We start from the raw sequence: 19,123 nt of genomic DNA, 5'->3' as shown, positions 1-19,123 counted from the left end.
GCACCGTCATGACCGTTGAGATAGTGAAGAACGACCTGACGTTTGAAGTCGGTCGAGTATTTTTGCTTTCCCATAGAAACGAAGAACCCCTACTCGTTGGGTGTCCAACTTTCGGGGTTCACTTCATCGGCGGTTTTTTTTTATGGTTGTCAGGGCCGCCCCGATGAGCGGGCTTAGCGGGCGACGGCGCTGGCGGCCAGCTCGGCCTTCTCCTGCTTGCTCAGGAAGGCCAGCTTGAGGCCATTTTCCTGGGCGCTGCGTATCTGGCCGGCGCTGAGACCGGCGGTCGGGGCGGCCACCTCGTATTCGTGGCGCAGCTCTATGCCCTCCACCGCAGGATCGTCGGTATTGAGGCAGGCGAGCACGCCATGGTCCAGGAACTGGCGGATCGGGTGGCGTTGCAGGCTCTCCACCGTGCTGGTCTGCAGGTTGGAGGTGAGGCAGGACTCGATGCCGATGCCCTGCTCGGCCAGATAATCCATCAGGCGCGGATCCTGCACCGCCTTGACCCCGTGGCCGATGCGAGTCGCCCCCAGATCGCGAATGGCCTGCCACATGCTTTCGGGGCCGGCGGCCTCACCGGCATGGACGGTGACATGGAGACCGGCATCGCGCACCCGGCGAAAATGCTCGGTGAACAGCTCGCCGGGAAAGCCCAGTTCGTCACCAGCGAGATCGATGGCGACCAGCTGGTTGCCGTGGGCCAGGCAGGCCTCCAGCTCGCGGCGGCACTGCGCTGTGCCGAAGGTGCGACTCATGATGCCGATGAGCTTGGCCTTGACGCCGAAGTCGCGGCAGCCGGCCTGGACGCCGTCGATCACCGCCTCCACCACCCCTTGGGGGTCCAGTTTGTGGGCCATGGCCATGTAGGCCGGGCTGAAGCGCAGCTCGGCATAGTCGATGCCGGCGTGCAGCAGGTCTTCGGCATTCTCGTAGGCAACCCGGCGGCAGGCGTCATAATCCGCCAGCACGGCCACGCCCCAGTCCAGCTTCTTGAGGAAGGCCACCAGGCTGGGCTCCTTCTCGACGATCTGCACATGGGGGCGCAATGCCTCCAGCTCGAGGGCGGGCAGGGCTATGTTGTGCTGACGGCCGAGCTCGAGGATGGTCTGGGCCCGGATGTTGCCGTCCAGGTGACGATGGAGGTCGGTCAGGGGGAGGGATCTGTCAATCATTAGGGGTGCCTTCTTCGAGCCGATGATAGAGAAGCTAGCCATTCTAGGCGGGGATGACAAAAAAGATACCCTGTTTGAAATCAAAGGGGCCTGGATTGCCGTGGGCGTGATGGTAAGCGTTTTTCTGGCGGGCCGGGGCGAGAGCCTGGGTGGTCATGAACTGGGCTGGAGGGATGGCGGGGCCCCCTTGGGCGGGGGCCGGCCGATGCTCAGGAGAAATCGAGCTCCTTGAGTTTGCGAGTGAGGGTGTTGCGGCCCCAGCCGAGCAGGCGCGCCGCTTCCTGCTTGTGGCCATGGGTATGCTCCAGCGCCGTCTCCAGCATGATCCGTTCGAACTGGGGCATGGCGTCGGCCAGTATGTCTATCTCCCCTAGGGCCAGCTTGCTGGCAACCCAGTCGCGCAGCTGCTGTTGCCAGCCGCCGGCGAGGGCGGGCTGACCCGGCTCGGCGACGGTGGCGATGGGGGTCAGCAGCTCGGTGGGCAGATCGGCGACCAGCACCTCCTGGCCAGAGGCCATGACGGTGAGCCAGCGGCAGACGTTCTCCAGTTGGCGCACATTGCCCGGCCAGGGCAGCCGGCTGATGAAGGCCTGGGTATCCGGGTGCAGGCTCTTGGCCTCGACGTTGAGCTCCTTGGCGGCCCGCAGCAGGAAGTGGTGGGCGAGCTGGGGGATATCTTCCCGCCGCTCCCTGAGGGCCGGAATGTGGATGCGGATGACGTTGAGGCGGTGAAACAGATCTTCCCGAAACTCGCCGTCGGCGACCCGCTTCTCCAGATTCTGGTGGGTGGCGGCGATGATGCGCACGTCCACCTGCACCGGCTGATGGCCGCCGACCCGGTAGAACTGGCCGTCCGCCAGCACCCGCAGCAGCCGGGTCTGCACGTCCAGCGGCATGTCGCCTATCTCGTCGAGAAACAGGGTGCCGCCATCGGCCTGTTCGAAGCGGCCGTGGCGTATGTTGTTGGCACCGGTGAAGGCACCCTTCTCATGGCCGAACAGTTCGGATTCGATGAGATCTTTCGGGATGGCCGCCATGTTGAGGGCGATGAAGTTCTTGTGGGCCCGCGGGCTGTGGCGGTGCAGGGCGTGGGCAACCAGCTCCTTGCCGGTACCGCTCTGGCCGTTGATGAGCACCGAGATGCTGGAGCGCGACAGCCGGCCGATGGCGCGAAACACCTCCTGCATGGCGGGAGCCTCGCCGATGATCTCCGGGCTGCTGCCGGCCTCCTGCTGACGGGCCTTGCGCTTGGTGCGCTGCTCCTTGAGGTGATTCTCGGCCCGGCACACCAGGGTGACCGCTTCCTCTATGTCGAAGGGCTTGGGCAGGTATTCGAAGGCGCCGCGCTGGTAGGCGTTGACGGCGGCGTCGAGGTCGGAATGGGCGGTCATGATGATGATGGGCAGGTCCGCCTGACGACGGTGGATCTGCTCCAGCAGGCTGAGGCCGTCTATGCCGGGCATGCGGATATCGGACAGGATCACATCCGGGGTGCGTGCTTCCAGGGAGTGCAGCAGGGCCTCGCCATCGGCGAAGCTCTCGCACTCGAACCCTTCGCTGCCGAGGGTGCGCTCCAGCACCCAGCGGATCGAGCTGTCGTCATCGACGATCCATACTTTTGCGGTCATGAAGATCCCTTATTTGCGAAGCGGTAGATAAACGGTGAACTCGGTGTGGCCCGGCCAGCTGATGCAGTCGATGCGGCCCTTGTGCTGATCGATCAGATTCTGGGCGATGGAAAGACCCAGACCCGTGCCCCCCTCCTTGCCGGTGATCATGGGGTAGAAGAGGGTGTCGCGGATGGCATCCGGGATGCCGGGGCCGTTGTCGATGATCTTGATCTCGGCCGCCAGGCGGTAGCGCTTGCCGTGGATGGTGATCTGGAACACGGTGCGGGTGCGAATGCTGATGAGGCCGGTCTGGTTGCCCAGGGCCTCGGCGGCATTGCGCACCATGTTGAGAAACGCCTGTTGCAGCTGATCCGGCTCCATCTCGAACTCGGGGATGCTGGGGTCGTAATCCCGCTCGATGCGGATCCCGCCGGGCAGCTCCAGCTCCACCAGGCGGCGCACCTGCTCCAGCACCGAATGGACATTGTGCACCTGATGGCGGCCGGGGCGCTGGGGGCCGAGCAGCCGGTCGACCAGCAGCCGCAGCCTGTCGGCCTGCTCTATGATGATGCCGGTGTATTCGCGCAGCGCCGGGTTGGGCAGCTCCTTTTGTAGCAGCTGGGCGGCGCCACGCAGGCCGCCGAGGGGATTCTTGATCTCGTGGGCCAGGCCGCGCACCAGCTCTCTGGCCGCCTGTTGCTGGGCATGTTGCTGCAGCTCCTGACTGATCTTCTTCTGCTGGTCTATCTTGCGCAGCTCCACCACGATCAACCTTTGTTCATGGTCGGCCAGCGGGCTGGCACTGAGCTCGACCAGGCGCGGCTCCCCTTCCACCACCAGGGTGACCTCGCTGTCGGTGAAGCCCTGACCCGATGCCAGACACTGACGAAAGCGGTTGAGATCGAGGGAGATGTGCTCCAGCAGATGGGGCAGTTCCAGCCCGATCAGCCGGCGTTGACTGAGGGAGAGCAGCTGTTCTGCCGCCGGGTTGACGAACTGGATGCAGAGGCGCTCATCCATCAGGATGACGGCGGTCAGCAGGTTGTCGAGTAATGTCTTGGCTTGATCCGAGCGGACTGGCACAGGTTTCTCCCTAAAACGGTGCTACACACCGGCAATGCACCAATATAGTGCATTCAGTCTACCTGCATCGGTGCAGAGGATCACCCCTTACGAGGCGTGGCGCTGGCGGCAGCGGCCTGATTGACTCTGGTCCTGTGCAGGTAGAAAGTCACTACCTCTGATTTAGCAAGGATCGTACCGTCTTTTGCCAGCAGCTCGAGTTGCACCTTATGGGTGCCCCGATCCAGGTTCTCCAGGCGGAGCATCAGGGTATTGCTGACCCGGGCACGTTCCTTGCCGTCGAGCAGCAGGCGCAGATCGAATTGGGGGGGAGGGGTGGGGGTGACGCGCGCCTCGAAGACGATGTTGCCCGTGTTGTCGCGCAGCGTGCTCTCTGCTTCGGGAGAGATCAGGGTAATGGCCAGTTCGGCCTGCTCGAGATCGGTGCCGGTCAGGTGGTGGTAATTGGCGACCTGTACCGACTGGGGAACCGTGCCGACCAGGGGGGCCACCCGCAGGTCGATCTCCTGGCTCTGCTGGCCCGCGGGGGGGGCATTGGTGTAGTGGGTGATGCCCCGGCTATCCACCCAGGAGTAGATCTTGGCGCCATGGACGCCCAGGCTTGTCAGCAACAATAATCCGGCCAGGTGGCTGAGGTTCATGCCTCTCTCCTCGATGGGATCCCGCTTAAAGCCTAACAGAGAAAAAACCCGCCATGAGGCGGGTTTTATTATCCATTTGGTACTGACTGCGCCGATTAGACGGAGTAGTAGAGTTCGAACTCCAGCGGGTGCGGGGTCATGCGCACGCGGTCCACGTCCTGCTGCTTCAGCTCCAGGTAGGAGTTGATGAAGTCGTCGCTGAACACGCCACCACGGGTCAGGAACTCGCGATCGCTGTCCAGTGCAGACAGGGCCTCGTCCAGGGAACCGGCAACGGTCGGCACTTCGGCGGCTTCTTCCGGCGGCAGATCATACAGGTTCTTGTCCATGGCATCGCCCGGATGGATCTTGTTGATGATGCCGTCCAGGCCGGCCATCAGCTGGGCGGCGAAGGCCAGGTAGGGGTTGGCCGCCGGGTCCGGGAAGCGCACTTCGATGCGGCGAGCTTTCGGGCTCGGCACCACAGGGATACGGATGGAGGCAGAGCGGTTGCGGGCGGAGTAGGCCAGCATGACCGGCGCTTCGTAGCCCGGCACCAGACGCTTGTAGGAGTTGGTAGTCGGGTTGGCGAAGGCGTTGATGGCCTTGGCGTGCTTGATGATGCCGCCGATGTAGTGCAGCGCCATCTCGGACAGACCGCCGTACAGGTCACCCGCGAACAGGTTGACGCCATCTTTGGCCAGGGACTGGTGGCAGTGCATGCCGGAGCCGTTGTCACCGAACATGGGTTTGGGCATGAAGGTGACAGTCTTGTTGTAGGCGTGGGCCACGTTGTGGATCACGTACTTCAGGACCTGCACTTCGTCAGCCTTCAGCGTAAGAGTGTTGAAGCGGGTGGCGATCTCGTTCTGACCGGCGGTGGCCACCTCGTGGTGGTGAGCCTCGACGACCTGGCCCATCTCTTCCAGCACCAGGCACATGGCGGCGCGGATGTCCTGGGAGGAGTCGACCGGTGCAACCGGGAAGTAGCCACCCTTGACGAAGGGACGGTGACCCTTGTTGCCGTGCTCGTAGGCGGTGCCGGAGTTCCAGGCCGCTTCTTCGGATTCGATCTTGACGAAGCTGTGACCCATGGTGTTCGAGAAGGTGATGTTGTCGAACATGAAGAACTCGGGTTCCGGTCCGAACAGCACGGTATCGGCGATGCCGCTGGACTTCAGGAAGTCTTCGGCACGCTTGGCGATGGAGCGCGGATCGCGGTCGTAGCCCTGCATGGTGGCTGGTTCCAGGATGTCACAGACGATGTTCAGGGTGGTCTCTTCGGTGAACGGATCCAGCTTGGCGGAGGCCGGATCCGGCATCAGCACCATGTCAGACTCGTTGATGCCCTTCCAGCCGCCGATGGAGGAGCCATCGAACATCTTGCCGTCTTCGAAGAAGTCTTCGTCGATCTGGTGGGAGGGAATGGAAACGTGCTGCTCTTTACCCTTGGTGTCGGTAAAGCGCAGGTCGACAAACTTGACTTCATGTTCCTGGATCAAGGCCATTACGTTCTGAGCTGACATGCTAAGTAACCTCCGGTGTTAAAACTCTTTGGGTGAATGCGTCATCAGATTCACATAAGCGAGTATCGTGCCAAGTTTGTGACAGCTTGATTTCAGGGCAGTTGCCGCATCTTGGCGTCCCAAAACCAGCTGCTTTCGTGCCGTCGTGCATCATGTTGGTGCATTCAGGGATCTTTTTGGTGCACCAAACCAGTGCGACGGCGACTAAGTCCCATCTAAACAGGCTTGTTGCCCCGGGTCCATGATCCAGATCCACTCTCGTGCGTGAATCTACTGCGATTCTGCTAGGCAGATCACAAAGGCGAGAGTACAATTAGCGCCCAATTTTACCCGGTGATTGAGGCGAGAATGTTAGAGAATTTACGCAATATTGCGATTATTGCGCACGTTGACCACGGCAAGACGACCCTGGTGGATAAGCTGCTGCAGCAGTCCGGTACTCTGGACCGCACCAGCGAAGGTCAGGAACGGATCATGGACTCCAATGATCTGGAACGGGAACGTGGCATCACCATTCTCGCCAAGAACACTGCCATCCGCTGGAACGACTACCGCATCAACATCGTGGATACCCCGGGTCACGCCGACTTCGGCGGTGAGGTTGAGCGCGTGCTCTCCATGGTTGACTCCGTGCTGCTGCTGGTCGACGCCGTTGACGGCCCCATGCCGCAAACCCGTTTCGTGACCCAGAAGGCGTTCGCCCAGGGTCTGAAACCCATCGTGGTCATCAACAAGATCGACCGTCCGGGCGCGCGTCCTGACTGGGTAATGGATCAGGTCTTCGATCTGTTCGACAACCTGGGTGCCACCGATGAGCAACTGGACTTCAAGGTTGTTTACGCCTCTGCACTGAACGGTTGGGCCACCCTGGATCAAGACGTACCGTCCGAGAACATGGAACCCCTGTTCCAGGCCATCGTCGACAACGTGGAAGCGCCTGCGGCCGATGCCGACGGTGGTTTCCAGATGCAGATCTCCCAGCTGGACTACAACTCCTATGTGGGCGTCATCGGCATCGGTCGCATCACCCGCGGCCGCGTCAAGACCAACCAGCAGGTCACCATCGTCGGTGCCAACGGCAAGAGCCGTACCGGCAAGGTCGGTCAGGTCCTGGGCTACCTGGGTCTGTCCCGTACCGAAGTGACCGACGCGCAAGCGGGCGACATCATCGCCATCACCGGTCTGGGCGAGCTGAAGATCTCCGACACCATCTGTGACAACAACGCCGTTGAAGCGCTGCCGCCCCTCTCCGTCGACGAGCCGACCGTGAACATGACCTTCCAGGTCAACACCTCGCCGTTCGCCGGTAAAGAAGGCAAGTTCGTCACCTCCCGCAACATCCTGGAGCGTCTGAACCAGGAACTGGTCCACAACGTGGCCCTGCGCGTGGAAGAGACCGAAGATCCGGACAAGTTCCGCGTCTCCGGCCGTGGTGAACTGCACCTGTCCATCCTGATCGAAAACATGCGTCGCGAAGGCTACGAGCTGGCGGTATCCCGTCCGGAAGTTATCCTGCGCACCGTGGATGGCGTTCTGCAAGAACCGTTCGAAACCGTCACTGTCGACGTGGAAGAAGCCCACCAGGGTTCCGTCATGGAGCAACTCGGCCTGCGTAAAGGCGAGATGACCAACATGACCCCGGATGGCAAGGGCCGTGTCCGTCTGGACTTCATGATCCCGAGCCGTGGCCTGATCGGCTTCCAGACCGAGTTCCTGACCATGACCTCGGGTACCGGTCTGCTGTACCACACCTTCGACCATTACGGTCCGCACAAGGGTGGCAGCATCGGCGAGCGTCAGAACGGCGTGCTCATCTCCAACGCCACCGGCAAGGCCCTGACCTTCGCCCTGTTCGGTCTGCAGGATCGCGGTCGTCTGTTCATCGGTCACGCGACCGAGGTGTACGAAGGCCAGGTGATCGGGATCCACTCCCGCTCCAACGACCTGACCGTCAACTGCCTGAAAGGCAAGCAGCTGACCAACATGCGTGCCTCCGGTACCGACGAAGCCCAGGTGCTGACTCCGCCGATCCGCATGACCCTGGAGCAGGCTCTGGAGTTCATCGACAACGATGAACTGGTAGAGATCACGCCCAAGGCCATCCGCATCCGTAAAAAGCTGCTGACCGAGATGGATCGCAAGCGCGCCGGCCGCGCCTGATCCCTCCCTCATCGGGCCGCTGAACCGGCCCGAATGACGGCAATCAGAGTCCGAACGCCCCAGGCGTTCGGACTTTTTTTATGGGCGAAGCCTGGGAAGGGCGCGGCGCTTCACGGCCTGGATGCCGAGGGTTGTCACAGGCCAGCTCGGGCCGTCTCGGGACTCATTTCGTCCGGTATCGGGCAATCCGGGGGCTAAGCTGGCACAATAGCGTCATGATTTGTTCGTTAGGAAGCCAATATGCAGCATCACCTTCGTCGCCAGCTGGCGCATGCCTCCTCCTTCTTGCGCCATGATGGCCGCCACTTCGCCCAGTTCGTCTGGGGCCGTTTTCAGCAGGACAGGCTGACCGTCACCGCCGGCTACCTGGCCTATGTCACCCTGCTCTCCCTGGTGCCCATGATCGCCGTGGTATTCGGCATGATGTCCGCCTTTCCGGTGTTTCAGAGCCTGAAACAGGCGATGGAGCAGTTCGTCTACCACAACTTCGTACCCACCGCCGGTGAGATGCTCAAGGAGTACATAGACGGCTTCGTGGCCAACGCCACCAACACCACGGCGGTGGGCATCGGCGCCCTGGTGGTGGTGGCCCTGATGCTGATCTCGGCCATCGACAAGAACCTCAACTACATCTGGCGCTCCACCCAGAGCCGCCCCCTGGGTCAGGCCTTTGCCATGTACTGGATGATACTGACCCTGGGGCCGGTGCTGATCGGGGCCAGCATCGCCATCTCCTCCTACATACTGTCCCTGAAGCTGTTTGCTGCGGACAGCCTGTTCGGCGTCGGTTACCTGCTGCTGCGCAGCCTGCCGTTCCTGTTCTCCGTGTTCGGCTTCCTGCTGATCTATACCGTGGTGCCCAACTGCAAGGTGCGGCTGGTGCATGCGCTGATCGGGGCCCTGGTGGCGGCGGTGCTGTTTGAGCTGGCCAAGCGTGGCTTCGCGCTCTACATCACCAACTTCCCCTCCTATCAGGCCATCTATGGCGCCCTGGCGACCATTCCCATCCTGTTCGTCTGGGTCTATCTCAGCTGGCTGGTGGTCTTGCTGGGGGCCGAGACCACCGCCTGCCTGGGGGAGTACGAGAAACCGGGGCATGAGGAGCTGGCCTGAGGCCCTGGCGTTTGCATCGTCCTCCCATCCTGTTCGTCTGGGTCTATCTCAGCTGGCTGGTGGTCTTGCTCGGCGCCGAGACCACCGCCTGCCTCGGGGAGTACGAGAAGCCGGGGCATGAGGAGCTGGCCTGAGTCATCTGAACCATCGCCTTGCCCCCCGTTTTATTGGTAGCATCGACGACCGCCCCTGAGGCGGTCGTTTCATTTCCAGGGTTGTCAGTCAGAGGAGCAGCGAGTGATTGCATTGATTCAGCGGGTCAGCGAGGCCAGCGTCACCGTCGAGGGGGAAGTCATCGGCGCCATCGGTCAGGGGCTGCTGGTGCTGCTCGGGGTGGAGCAGGGGGATGACGAGGCCAAGGCCGACAAGTTGCTGCACAGGGTGAGCGGCTATCGCATCTTCCCCGATGCCGAGGGCAAGATGAACCTCAATGTGGGCCAGGTGGGAGGCAGCTTGCTGGTGGTCTCCCAGTTCACCCTGGCGGCGGATACGGGTCGGGGGATGAGGCCCAGCTTCTCCGGCGGCGCCCGCCCCGAGGAGGCGGAGCGGCTCTACGACTATTTCGTGGCCCGGGCCCGGGCCGGCGATGTGCCGACCCAAACCGGTCGGTTCGCCGCCGACATGAAGGTGGCCCTGCTCAACGAGGGGCCGACGACCTTCTGGTTGCAGGTGTAGCCCGGCTCAGCCCTGCCTGGCGTGGACTATCTGGTTGATGCAGCCGGGCACCCCCCTCAGCTGGGCCGGGCCAATCCAGCGCTCGACCAGGGTCAGCACCCGATCCAGCTCGCGGCCCGTCCTCGGCAGCAGGTTCATGATGAGCTCGCCCTCCAGCCGGGCGGCCAGGGCCTGGTAGAAGTGGGGGGAGAACAGGAGCGGGGGGTTGCCATCCTGGCTGAAGAGGTCGACCAGGATCAGGTCATGGCATCCCGGCGCCTCCATCAGGAAAGAGAGGGCATCGGCCCGATGGAGCCGCTGGCGGCCGAGGGCCTCGTCTGTCATGAAGAAGTCGCGATAGAGGCTGATCACCTCGGCATCGAGATCCACGCCGTCAAACTCGGCCTCGGGCCAGCGGGCCTGCAGGTGGCGGCCCATGTCCCCGCCTCCCAGGCCCAGCTCGAGCACGCGGCTGGCTCGCGCCGGCAGCAGGGCGGCTATGGTCTTCTGATGGGGCAGGCAGAGCTGGTGGGGGGCGCTGAGTACCATGGCGGACTGCACCACGCCGTCGATCTCCAGCCAGCGATGCCGCTCGTTCTGCTGTACGTAGATGCGGCGAGCCGGACTGACTCCCAGGTGCAATAACTGTTCGGCGCGATACGTCTGTAGATTGAAGTCCATGAAATTGCACGGCAAGATGGCTTTCGACCAGTGTAACTCAAGGATGTCGCTATGTACCGGGTGGTAACCCCTCAAACGGAGTCGGAGCTGGAGGCGTATTATCAATTGCGCTGGGAACTGCTGCGCAAGCCATTCAACTTCCCCCTGGGCTCGGAGCGGGACGAATACGATTCTGTTGCCATTCATCGGATGATGCTGGCCCCCGATGGAACTCCCATCGCCGTGGGGCGGCTGTTCGTCGGGGGAGACGAGGCCCAGATCCGCTTCATGGCCATGCTGCCCGACTATCGCGGCCAGGGGCTGGGGGCGCGCATGGTGGCGGATCTGGAGCAGCTCGCCTGCCAGGAGAAGGTCAAGCGCCTGGTCATGAACGCCCGCCAGGAGGCGGTGGAGTTTTATCGCAAGTGCGGCTTCCTCGAGGTGGGCGAGGGGCCGGTCTCCTTTGGCCGTATCCCCCATCGGCAGATGATCAAGTCCCTCAGCCCCCTGCAGACCATACAGTATCGCCCCCAGTGGTGTCAGGATCTGACCACCCGCTGGTCCAGGGGGATCCCCATCAGCGAGAAGATGGGGGTGCACATCACCCACTATGACGGCCAGACCTTCCATCTCAAGGCCAACCTGGCCGCCAACCTCAACGTCCATGACACCATGTTCGCCGGCAGCATCTACAGCCAGTGCGTGCTGGCGGGCTGGGGCCTCATCTGGCTGCAGCTCAAGGAGGAGGGGCTGGTGGGGGACACTGTGCTGGCCCAGGGGGAGATCAAATACTACCGTCCCGTCACCGAGGAGCCGGAGGCGCGGGTCGCCCGGGAGGGGATGCCCGCCGTGCTGGCGCCGCTCAAGGCGGGCCAGTCCGCCAAGTTCAGCCTCAAGATCCAGCTGTTCAGCGGCTGCCGGCTCGCCGCCGAGTTCCTCGGCCATTATGTGGTGCAGCCGGTGCGGCGCGGCTAGGGCGGGGTTTGCCCTCTGTGATCGACAAGGCCTCCCGCGGGAGGCCTTGCTGCTGATGGGCGCCCTAGCCGCCCTGAGGTGAGCCGGGGCGATGGAGGGGGCTGTTGCGCCCCTGGGCGGGATAGCTGACTCCGGGCTGCCAGTCGCAGCTGGCCTTCTCGCCCAGCAGTTGCCAGCCGAGGGTGGGGGCCTCGAGCCGGTCGCGCCACTGGCCGACCAGCTCGGCGCACCCCTCGCGGTTGAGGGCGCCGACATCGAGCTGCCAGCTGTCCGCCCCCAGATCCAGCCCGCCGCCCAGGGCCAGCAGGTGGGTGATGGTGGAGGCCCCGCCCTGCTCGATGGCGATCTTCCCCTGATCCGCCCTGGCCTCGAGCCTGACTCGATAGAAGGGGGTGTCGCCCTCCTGCATCGCCTGCCAGAGCGCCTGTGGGCTCAGGGTCGGGGGCTGTGGCGCCTTGAACCAGGCATCGAGCAGAGGATCCAGCTTGACCCCATCCCAGAAGGGGTCCTTGGCATCCAGGCTCAGGCTGCCGCTCAGGCTGTGGCGCCAGTCGGCGAGATCGGCCTGCAGCGCCAGATCCAGATCGGCCTTGCCGGCGAAGGAGAGGGGGCTGTGCAGCAGCTCCCCCCAGAGATCCAGATCCAGCTGCTCCCCCTTGAGTCGCAGACGGGAGGCTTGCCGGGGCTGGCGACTCCACAGGCCGCTGGCGCTCAGGCTGCCGCCGTCGGCCAGCTGGCTGGCGAGGCGCTCCAGCAGCCACTGCTGCGGCGTGGCAGTGACTACCAGCTGGCCATTGCGGGCCGAGAGGCCGTCCCACACCAGCTCTATCCAGTCGCTCTGGATGGCGCCCTGCTCGCTCAGGGCCAGGGGCTGCCCGCCCTCGAGTCCCAGCTGCGCCAGCTCCAGGTTCCAGCCGCTCAGGGAGAGGGGCAGGGCGTCGTCGAAGGAGAGGACCCTCAGCTTGTCGAAATGGAGCTGGCTTATCTCGAGCCGGGTGGGGACGGCGGCCTGCCAGGCCTGCCACCACCCCTGGGGCAGGCTGATGTCCATGCCGCTCAGGGTCAGCTGGCGCAGGGTGAGGCGCTGGCGATCGGGATCCAGGCTGAACAGGGTGTCGAAGCGGCCGTCATAGGCCTTGCCCTTGAGGGCGGCGCCGATCTGCTGGCCGGAGAAGCTCAGCTGTCCCTCTATCTCCTCCAGCTGGAACAGGCCGCGGCCCGCATCCCCCAGGCTGCCGAGCAGCTGGCCGCTGGCGGGGCTCCCCGCCTGCCACTCGAACTGGTTCAGCTCGCCGTTGAAGTCGTTGAGGGCGAACTCGCCCTCCAGGGAGTTGAGGCTGACATGCTGGAAGTCACCCCGATCCAGACTGATCCGGCGCAGGGGCCAGGGCTGATCGCCGAGATCCGCCAGCTCGATGCGCAGCCCCCGGGCCTTGAGATCCCCCAGGCGCAGGCTGCGAGCGGGCCAGTCCAGCACCATGGCGCTCTCCACCACCCCATCGAACAGCCGGGTGACCAGGCGATCCGTGCTCAGCACCTGGCCTTGCAGCGTGCCGTCGAGGGCCAGCTGGCTCAGGGTCAGCGTGGGGCTCTCGAGGCGGTTGATGGTGAGGGAGAGATCGGCTTGCACCTGCTGGCCCGGGCCGAGCAGCTGCCAGTTGCGCAGGGTGGCGCTGGCCCCCCGCAGCGTGAGGTCGTCGCTGGTCAGGTTCAGGCCATCTATCTTGCTGTCCCCTATGGTGAGGGATCGCAGCGGCAGGGCGGGGAGCTGGTTGGGCAGGGGCCAGCGGATGCTGGGCTTGATCAGATCCAGGTGGGCGAGGCGCACGTCCCGGCTCAGCCAGTCGATGCTGTCGACCTCGACATAGAGCTTCTCGACCCTGACGTCATCCCCATAACTGATCTGCTCCGCCAGCAGGGTGTAGGGGTGCAGCGGGTTGAACACCAGTCGGCCTATGGTGACCGGTACGCCGGTCTGGCGACTGAGCCAGCTGGCGATGGGATCCTTGGCCCGCTGGGCATCGAACAGGCCGAGCCCCATCCAGACGAACAGCAGCAGGAAGGCGAAGAAGTAGAGCAGGGCACGTAACCAGGCATTCATCTGTGTGTTCCTCCTGTGGCCGGATGGGGATCAGGCGTTGGAATAGTGGTCCCGCCGCCCCGAACGTCGGCGGAGCCGCGGGTCGATATGGCGTGGCCTGGGTGCGGATCCATCAGGCAGCCTGGGTATCATGATGATGGTTTTCTCCGCTCAGGCATTGGAATAGTGATCTCGCAGTCCCAGCCAGCGGCGGATCAGGGGATCGACGTGACCCGGATGCCGGTCCATCAGGCAATCTGACCATCTTCTGCACATGTATGTCTCCGGGTCAGGCATTGGAGTAGTGATCTCGGAGTCCCAGCCAGCGGCGGATCAGGGGATCGACGTGACTCGGATGCTGATCCATCAGGAAACGAGCCAGCTTCTGCACCTGGGGGATGAGCGGCTGGTCGCGCACCAGATCGGCGATCTTGAGATCCGCCAGCCCGGTCTGGCGGGTGCCGAGCAGTTCTCCCGGGCCGCGCAGCTCGAGGTCGCGCTGGGCGATGAGGAAGCCGTCATTGGTCTCCCGCAATACCCCGAGCCGGCTCTGGGCCGTCTTGGAGAGGGGGGCGTGGTAGAGCAGCACGCAGTGGGAGGCCACCGACCCCCGGCCGACCCGGCCCCGCAGCTGGTGCAGCTGGGCCAGCCCGAGCCGCTCCGGGTTTTCGATGATCATCAGGCTGGCGTTGGGCACGTCCACCCCCACCTCGATGACGGTGGTGGCGACCAGCAGCTGCAATATGCCCGCCTTGAACTCCTCCATCACCCGCTGCTTCTCGATCGGACGCATCCGGCCGTGGACCAGGCCGATGTGCAGGCCGGGCAGCAGGGCCTGCAGCTCGGCGGCGGTGTCCTCGGCGGCCTGGCATTCGAGCACTTCGGACTCCTCGATCAGGGTGCAGACCCAGTAGGCCTGCTTGCCCTCCTCGCAGGCGAGCCTGACCCGCTCGATCACGTCCCCCCGGCGGCTGTCCGGCAGGGCGACCGTGGTGATGGGGGTGCGCCCCGGCGGCAGCTCGTCGATGACGGAGGTGTCAAGATCGGCGTAGGCGGTCATCGCCAGGGTGCGAGGAATGGGGGTGGCGGTCATGATCAGCTGATGGGGATGGACGCCGTCCCGCTCCCCTTTTTCCCGCAGGGCGAGGCGCTGGTGCACCCCGAACCTGTGCTGCTCGTCGATGATCACCAGCCCGAGTCGCTCGAACACCACCTGCTCCTGGAAGATGGCGTGGGTGCCCACCACCATCTTGACGCTGCCGTCTTTGATCGCGGCGAGCGCCTCCTCCCGCGCCTTGCCCTTCTGCTTGCCCGCCAGCCAGCCGACCTTGATGCCGAGCGGCGCCAGCCAGTTGGCGAAGTTGATGGCGTGCTGCTCGGCCAGCAGTTCGGTCGGCGCCATCAGCCCCACCTGGCAGCCGTTGCCGATGGCCTGCAGGGCGGCGAGCGCCGCCACCAGGGTCTTGCCCGAGCCCACGTCCCCCTGCACCAGTCGCATCATGGGATGGCCCAGTTGCAGATCCCGGCTTATCTCATCCACCACCCGGCGCTGGGCACCGGTGGGGCTGAAGGGCAGGGCGGCCAGCAGCTGTGCCACCAGGGTCGGGGCCGGGGCCAGGGCGTGGGCATGCTGGGTCTGGGCCTGGGCGCGGACTTTCAGCACCGAGAGGTTGTGGGCCAGCAGCTCTTCGAGCACCAGACGGCGCTGGGCCGGGTGCTGACCCTGGTCGAGCTGATCCAGGGCCACGGAGGGGGGCGGGCGGTGCAGCAGCTTGAGGGCGGCGGCCAGATCGATCTGCTGGGGGTAGAGACCGGCGGGCAGCAGCTCCTCCACCCCGTGCTGGTCGAGCAGCAGCAGCGCCTGATCCGTGAGGTTGCGCAGGGTGAGCTGGCGCAGCCCCTCCGTGGTGGGGTAGACGGGGGTGAGGGCCGTCTCGGTCTGGCCGGCCTGCTCCTCGCCGAGCAGCTTGTACTCGGGGTGGGCCATCTCCAGGCCGAATTTGCCGGGGCGGGCCTCGCCGAAGCAGCGGATCAGCCGCCCCTGGGCCAGGCTGTTCTTCTGGGCCGCGGTGAAATTGAAGAAACGCAGGGTCAGGCTGCCGGTGCCGTCACTGATGCGGCACACCAGCATGCGGCGGCGGCCCATCACCAGCTGGGTATCCTGGATCTCCCCTTCGACGGCGCCATGGAGACCCGGCATCAGGTCGCCGATGGGCCACACCTGGGTGCGATCCTCGTAGCGGTGGGGCAGGTGGAACAGCAGGTCCTGCACGGTGGCGAGCCCGAGCCGCTCGAACTTCTCCTGCATCTTGCTGCCGACACCCTTCAGGCTATCGAGAGGGATTTTATCCAATTTCATCAATCAGATGCCTGCGATCACTGTAAATATGTCCAGATGATAGGGTCTATTGAGGTTGCGACGCAAGCCGCGCGGACGGGGTGACAGGGCCTCGACGACAAAGGCCTGCCGAAAACGGCAGGCCTTTGCAGGGGCGAAAAGGGGTGGCGGATCAGGGCTCAGATGATGCGTTTGAGCAGCAGGTGCGCCTTGACCCTGTGGATCCGTGCCAGCAGCTTGCGCACCTGCTCCGGGTAGTCCTTGGGCTCTTCCACCTGGCCGAAGCTGTCGATACGGCTGGTATTGGCCAGTATGTTGGCCTTCTCCTCGGCGAACTGGCCGGCCAGCAGTCCTCGCTCGTCCCGGATCAGCAGACCGTTCTCCAGATCCAGCGCCCAGGCGCGGGGATTGAGGTTGTTGCCGGTGAGCAGGGCCCACTCCTCATCGACGAAGATCCCCTTGAGGTGATAGGAGTTGCGCTCGTGACGCCACAGCATGAGGTCCAGCCTGCCCGCATCGATGTGATGCTGGTTGCGCTCGGCAAACTTGCGCAGGTTGGTCTCGTACAGATAGGGCAGGCCGCCTATGGTGCTGAACTTCTCGCCGGGGGGGATGAAGAAGTCGTTGGCGGTCTTGTCCCCCACCACTATGGTCACCTTGCAGCCCCGGTTGAGCAGGGACTCTATGTCCTTGCTGAGCTCCTTGGGCGGGTTGAAGTAGGGGGTGCAGATGAAGATCTCCCGCTCCGTGGTCCGCACCAGGTTGCGGATGGTGCGGTTGAGCAGGTTGTTGCGCTTGCCCAGGCCCGCCAGGGGGGTGATGGCGACCTCGGTGTCGCCCGCCTTGCTGGTGTTGAAGCGGTACTGGCTCTGGCGCAGGCTCAGCTTGAAGCGGCGGATCGGCCCCTTGAGCTGCTTGGCGGTCGGGATAGGCGTCTGATCCAGGCGCTGCACGGCGGGGTTGGCGACGAACTGATCGTCCACATAGTTGACCATGGCGCGGCACAGCTCGGCGCTCTCTATCTGGTGATAGCGGTCGAAGCGGTAGCGATCCTGCTGATGCAGGTAGATGTCGTTGAGGCTGGCCCCCGAATAGAGCAGGGTGTCATCGAAGATGAAGCCCTTGAGGTGCAGCACGCCGAGCAGCTCGCGCCCCTTGACCGGCACGCCATAGACGGCGATGGGGTCTTCATGCCGGGCGGCCATCGCCTGATACATCAGATGGTTGCCCCCCTGCTTGCCCTTGCCGATGAGGCCGCGCTGGGCCCGGTGGAAATCGACGAACAGCTTGATATCCAGCGCCGGGTTGCGCTGCTTGGCGGCGTGGAGGGCGGCCATGATCTCGCGTCCCGCCTCGTCATCTTGCAGATAGAGGGCGACCAGATAGATGCGCTGGGTGGCTTGCTGGATGAGCGAGAGGATCCGGCTCTTGAAATCACGGGCGCTGTAGAGCGTCTGAAACTGCTGGGCGGCAACGGCAATCTGGGGCAGGCGCGCCAACAACTGTCGATAATGGGCCGATGAATGCATAGAGAAACCTGATATCACTGAGTTAAGCGTTCCACTCGGGGCGACGAATAGGCGATTCTAGCAATCTCACCCCCTCAGCCAAAGCAACAATCGTCGGAAAGGTGAAAAAGGCCTCGCGATGGAGGCCTTTCGTGGGGGGCTTGTCCTCAGAGCAGGCTGAAGATGAGCATGGCGACCAGGCCACCCGTGGTGCCGATGATGGTTTCCATCAGGGTCCACGTTTGCAGGGTCTGCTTCTCGGTGAGGCCCAGGTAGCGGTTCGCCAGCCAGAAGCCGGAGTCGTTGACGTGGGAGAGCACGATGGAGCCCCCGCCGATGGCGACCGTGATGGCAGCGAGCTGGGCGCCGTTCAGGCCCAGGGGTTCCAGCATCGGCAGTACCAGGCCGCAGGCGGTCAGCATGGCGACCGTCGCCGAGCCCTGAATGACCCGCACCGCGGCGGCCAGGATGAAGGCCAGGGCGACGATGGGCAGACCGGAGTCGGCCAGCATGTTGCCAAGGGCCGCCCCCACGCCGGAATCCACCAGCACCTGTTTGAACACGCCGCCGGCCCCCGTCACCAGGATGATGACACCGGCAGGCTGGATGGCGCTGGAGCAGACCGCCATCACCTCGTCACGGCTCATGCCGCGGCGCACCCCCAGCAGATAGAAGGCGGCCAGGCAGGCGACCATGATGGCGGTGAAGGGGTGGCCGATGAACTCCAGCCAGCCGTGCAGGGTGGAGCCTGCCTCGACGAAGCGGCTGACGATGGTCTTGAGGCCGATCAGCAGCAGCGGCAGACCGATGAGGCCCATGGCCAGGGCGAAGGAGGGCAGCTTGTCGCCATGGTCGTGGATGCTGTTCTGGGCATCGGCGGGCAGCGGCACGTCGACCAGCTTGCTGATGAAGCTGCCGAACAGGGGGCCGGCCAGGATCAGGGCGGGCACGGCGGCGATGAGGCCGAACAGTATCATGTAGCCGAAGTCGGCGCCGAGCTGGGAGGCGACCAGGATGGGGCCCGGGGCCGGAATGAGGAAGGCCTGGCAGGTGGCGATCCCCGCCAGCAGGGCGATGCCTATCTTCACCACGCTGCCGCCGCCACGACGGACGATGGCGAACGCCACCCCGATCAGCAGCACCACGGCCACGTCGAAGAACAGCGGCAGGGCGCAGACGAAGCCGGTCAGGGCGATGGCCCAGTTGGCGCGCTCCACCCCGAACTTGTTGAGCAGGGTGTGGGCGATGCGGTCCAGGGCGCCGGTGACCTCCATCACCTTGCCGAACATGGCGCCGAGTGCCACCACCACGGCGACGAAGCCCAGGGTGCCTCCCATGCCTTTCTGTATGGTGGCGGCGATGTCGGCCGGGTTCATGCCGGCGGCGAGACCGGCCACCATGGAGACCAGGATCAGCGAGACCACCGCGTGCAGGCGGGCCTTCATCACCAGGAAGAGCAGCAGCAGGATGGAGCCTGCGGCTGTCATGATCAGGGAGAGGTCAGACATTGTTGTGCGTTCCTTATACCAAGTTCAGTGTCGACACCCTGTCGATCCATGGATAGACCATATGTAATTGATTTATTTATATATATGGTCTGAGCTGCCAAGGGAAGCCCGGG

At 64.1% G+C, this 19,123-nt stretch carries 15 protein-coding genes; 5 read left to right on the top strand and 10 right to left on the bottom strand.

The annotated features are described in order from the left end of the window. Positions 1-173 precede the first annotated feature (173 nt). From add to glnA, 5 genes are all read right to left on the bottom strand, one after another. Positions 174-1,175, bottom strand: coding sequence for an adenosine deaminase (add, locus tag ACLHZ1_RS17385; protein WP_427263077.1), 1,002 nt, complete (start codon positions 1,173-1,175; stop codon positions 174-176). Positions 1,176-1,384: 209 nt separating this feature from the next. Beyond that, positions 1,385-2,803 carry a nitrogen regulation protein NR(I) gene (gene glnG / locus ACLHZ1_RS17380; protein ID WP_427263076.1) on the bottom strand — a complete coding sequence of 473 codons (1,419 nt, stop codon included), beginning with the start codon at positions 2,801-2,803 and terminating at the stop codon, positions 1,385-1,387. A 9-nt stretch (positions 2,804-2,812) separates the two neighbouring features. Further along, entirely contained in the window at positions 2,813-3,868 is a 1,056-nt protein-coding gene (gene glnL / locus ACLHZ1_RS17375) for a nitrogen regulation protein NR(II) (RefSeq protein WP_408796830.1), read from the bottom strand. Positions 3,869-3,948: 80 nt separating this feature from the next. Further along, a complete protein-coding gene (locus tag ACLHZ1_RS17370) occupies positions 3,949-4,509 on the bottom strand; it encodes a DUF4124 domain-containing protein (RefSeq protein ID WP_427263075.1) in 561 nt (186 codons plus the stop codon). A gap of 95 nt (positions 4,510-4,604) precedes the next feature. Then, positions 4,605-6,014, bottom strand: a complete 1,410-nt coding sequence (gene glnA, locus ACLHZ1_RS17365; protein ID WP_408796828.1) for a glutamate--ammonia ligase — start codon at positions 6,012-6,014, stop codon at positions 4,605-4,607. 348 nt (positions 6,015-6,362) lie between these two features. Here glnA and typA point away from each other — a divergent pair, with 348 nt between their 5' ends. From typA to dtd, 4 genes are all read left to right on the top strand, one after another. Next, positions 6,363-8,174, top strand: coding sequence for a translational GTPase TypA (gene typA, locus ACLHZ1_RS17360; protein ID WP_408796827.1), 1,812 nt, complete (start codon positions 6,363-6,365; stop codon positions 8,172-8,174). Positions 8,175-8,414: 240 nt separating this feature from the next. Further along, positions 8,415-9,287 (top strand): virulence factor BrkB family protein, encoded by an 873-nt coding sequence (locus ACLHZ1_RS17355; RefSeq protein WP_427263074.1) that lies wholly within the window; start codon positions 8,415-8,417, stop codon positions 9,285-9,287. A gap of 11 nt (positions 9,288-9,298) precedes the next feature. Then, a complete protein-coding gene (locus ACLHZ1_RS17350) occupies positions 9,299-9,421 on the top strand; it encodes a ribonuclease BN (RefSeq protein WP_427263073.1) in 123 nt (40 codons plus the stop codon). 103 nt (positions 9,422-9,524) lie between these two features. Beyond that, on the top strand, positions 9,525-9,962 hold the full coding sequence (gene dtd / locus ACLHZ1_RS17345; RefSeq protein ID WP_427263072.1) for a D-aminoacyl-tRNA deacylase: 438 nt from the start codon (positions 9,525-9,527) through the stop codon (positions 9,960-9,962). Positions 9,963-9,968: 6 nt separating this feature from the next. Here the strand turns inward: dtd and ACLHZ1_RS17340 are convergent, their stop codons facing one another. Beyond that, positions 9,969-10,622, bottom strand: a complete 654-nt coding sequence (locus ACLHZ1_RS17340; protein WP_427263071.1) for a spermidine synthase — start codon at positions 10,620-10,622, stop codon at positions 9,969-9,971. Between the two features lie 51 nt (positions 10,623-10,673). Between ACLHZ1_RS17340 and ACLHZ1_RS17335 the strand changes: the two genes are divergently transcribed. Further along, positions 10,674-11,576, top strand: coding sequence for a YiiD C-terminal domain-containing protein (locus tag ACLHZ1_RS17335; RefSeq protein WP_408796823.1), 903 nt, complete (start codon positions 10,674-10,676; stop codon positions 11,574-11,576). A 64-nt stretch (positions 11,577-11,640) separates the two neighbouring features. Here the strand turns inward: ACLHZ1_RS17335 and ACLHZ1_RS17330 are convergent, their stop codons facing one another. The 4 genes from ACLHZ1_RS17330 to gntU all read right to left on the bottom strand — a co-directional run bounded on the left by ACLHZ1_RS17330 (position 11,641) and on the right by gntU (position 19,010). Further along, positions 11,641-13,677, bottom strand: a complete 2,037-nt coding sequence (locus tag ACLHZ1_RS17330) for an AsmA-like C-terminal region-containing protein (protein WP_427263070.1) — start codon at positions 13,675-13,677, stop codon at positions 11,641-11,643. A gap of 268 nt (positions 13,678-13,945) precedes the next feature. Then, on the bottom strand, positions 13,946-16,015 hold the full coding sequence (gene recG / locus ACLHZ1_RS17325) for an ATP-dependent DNA helicase RecG (RefSeq protein ID WP_427263069.1): 2,070 nt from the start codon (positions 16,013-16,015) through the stop codon (positions 13,946-13,948). A 158-nt stretch (positions 16,016-16,173) separates the two neighbouring features. Beyond that, a complete protein-coding gene (gene pssA, locus ACLHZ1_RS17320; RefSeq protein WP_427263068.1) occupies positions 16,174-17,523 on the bottom strand; it encodes a CDP-diacylglycerol--serine O-phosphatidyltransferase in 1,350 nt (449 codons plus the stop codon). Positions 17,524-17,669: 146 nt separating this feature from the next. Further along, positions 17,670-19,010 carry a gluconate transporter gene (gene gntU / locus ACLHZ1_RS17315; RefSeq protein ID WP_111874180.1) on the bottom strand — a complete coding sequence of 447 codons (1,341 nt, stop codon included), beginning with the start codon at positions 19,008-19,010 and terminating at the stop codon, positions 17,670-17,672. Positions 19,011-19,123: the final 113 nt, after the last annotated feature.

Origin of the sequence: Aeromonas sobria (genome assembly GCF_050266975.1) — a bacterium.
GTDB lineage: Bacteria > Pseudomonadota > Gammaproteobacteria > Enterobacterales > Aeromonadaceae > Aeromonas > Aeromonas sobria_B.
This window is presented reverse-complemented; position numbering and strand designations above follow the sequence as displayed.

Excerpts from the sequence above, each read along its gene's own strand:
- add (WP_427263077.1), bottom strand. The coding sequence starts at position 1,175 with ATGATTGACAGATCCCTCCCCCTGACCGACCTCCATCGTCACCTGGAC.
- glnG (WP_427263076.1), bottom strand. The coding sequence starts at position 2,803 with ATGACCGCAAAAGTATGGATCGTCGATGACGACAGCTCGATCCGCTGG.
- ACLHZ1_RS17370 (WP_427263075.1), bottom strand. The coding sequence starts at position 4,509 with ATGAACCTCAGCCACCTGGCCGGATTATTGTTGCTGACAAGCCTGGGC.
- glnA (WP_408796828.1), bottom strand. The coding sequence starts at position 6,014 with ATGTCAGCTCAGAACGTAATGGCCTTGATCCAGGAACATGAAGTCAAG.
- typA (WP_408796827.1), top strand. The coding sequence starts at position 6,363 with ATGTTAGAGAATTTACGCAATATTGCGATTATTGCGCACGTTGACCAC.
- ACLHZ1_RS17355 (WP_427263074.1), top strand. The coding sequence starts at position 8,415 with ATGCAGCATCACCTTCGTCGCCAGCTGGCGCATGCCTCCTCCTTCTTG.
- ACLHZ1_RS17340 (WP_427263071.1), bottom strand. The coding sequence starts at position 10,622 with ATGGACTTCAATCTACAGACGTATCGCGCCGAACAGTTATTGCACCTG.
- ACLHZ1_RS17335 (WP_408796823.1), top strand. The coding sequence starts at position 10,674 with ATGTACCGGGTGGTAACCCCTCAAACGGAGTCGGAGCTGGAGGCGTAT.
- ACLHZ1_RS17330 (WP_427263070.1), bottom strand. The coding sequence starts at position 13,677 with ATGAATGCCTGGTTACGTGCCCTGCTCTACTTCTTCGCCTTCCTGCTG.
- recG (WP_427263069.1), bottom strand. The coding sequence starts at position 16,015 with ATGAAATTGGATAAAATCCCTCTCGATAGCCTGAAGGGTGTCGGCAGC.
- pssA (WP_427263068.1), bottom strand. The coding sequence starts at position 17,523 with ATGCATTCATCGGCCCATTATCGACAGTTGTTGGCGCGCCTGCCCCAG.
- gntU (WP_111874180.1), bottom strand. The coding sequence starts at position 19,010 with ATGTCTGACCTCTCCCTGATCATGACAGCCGCAGGCTCCATCCTGCTG.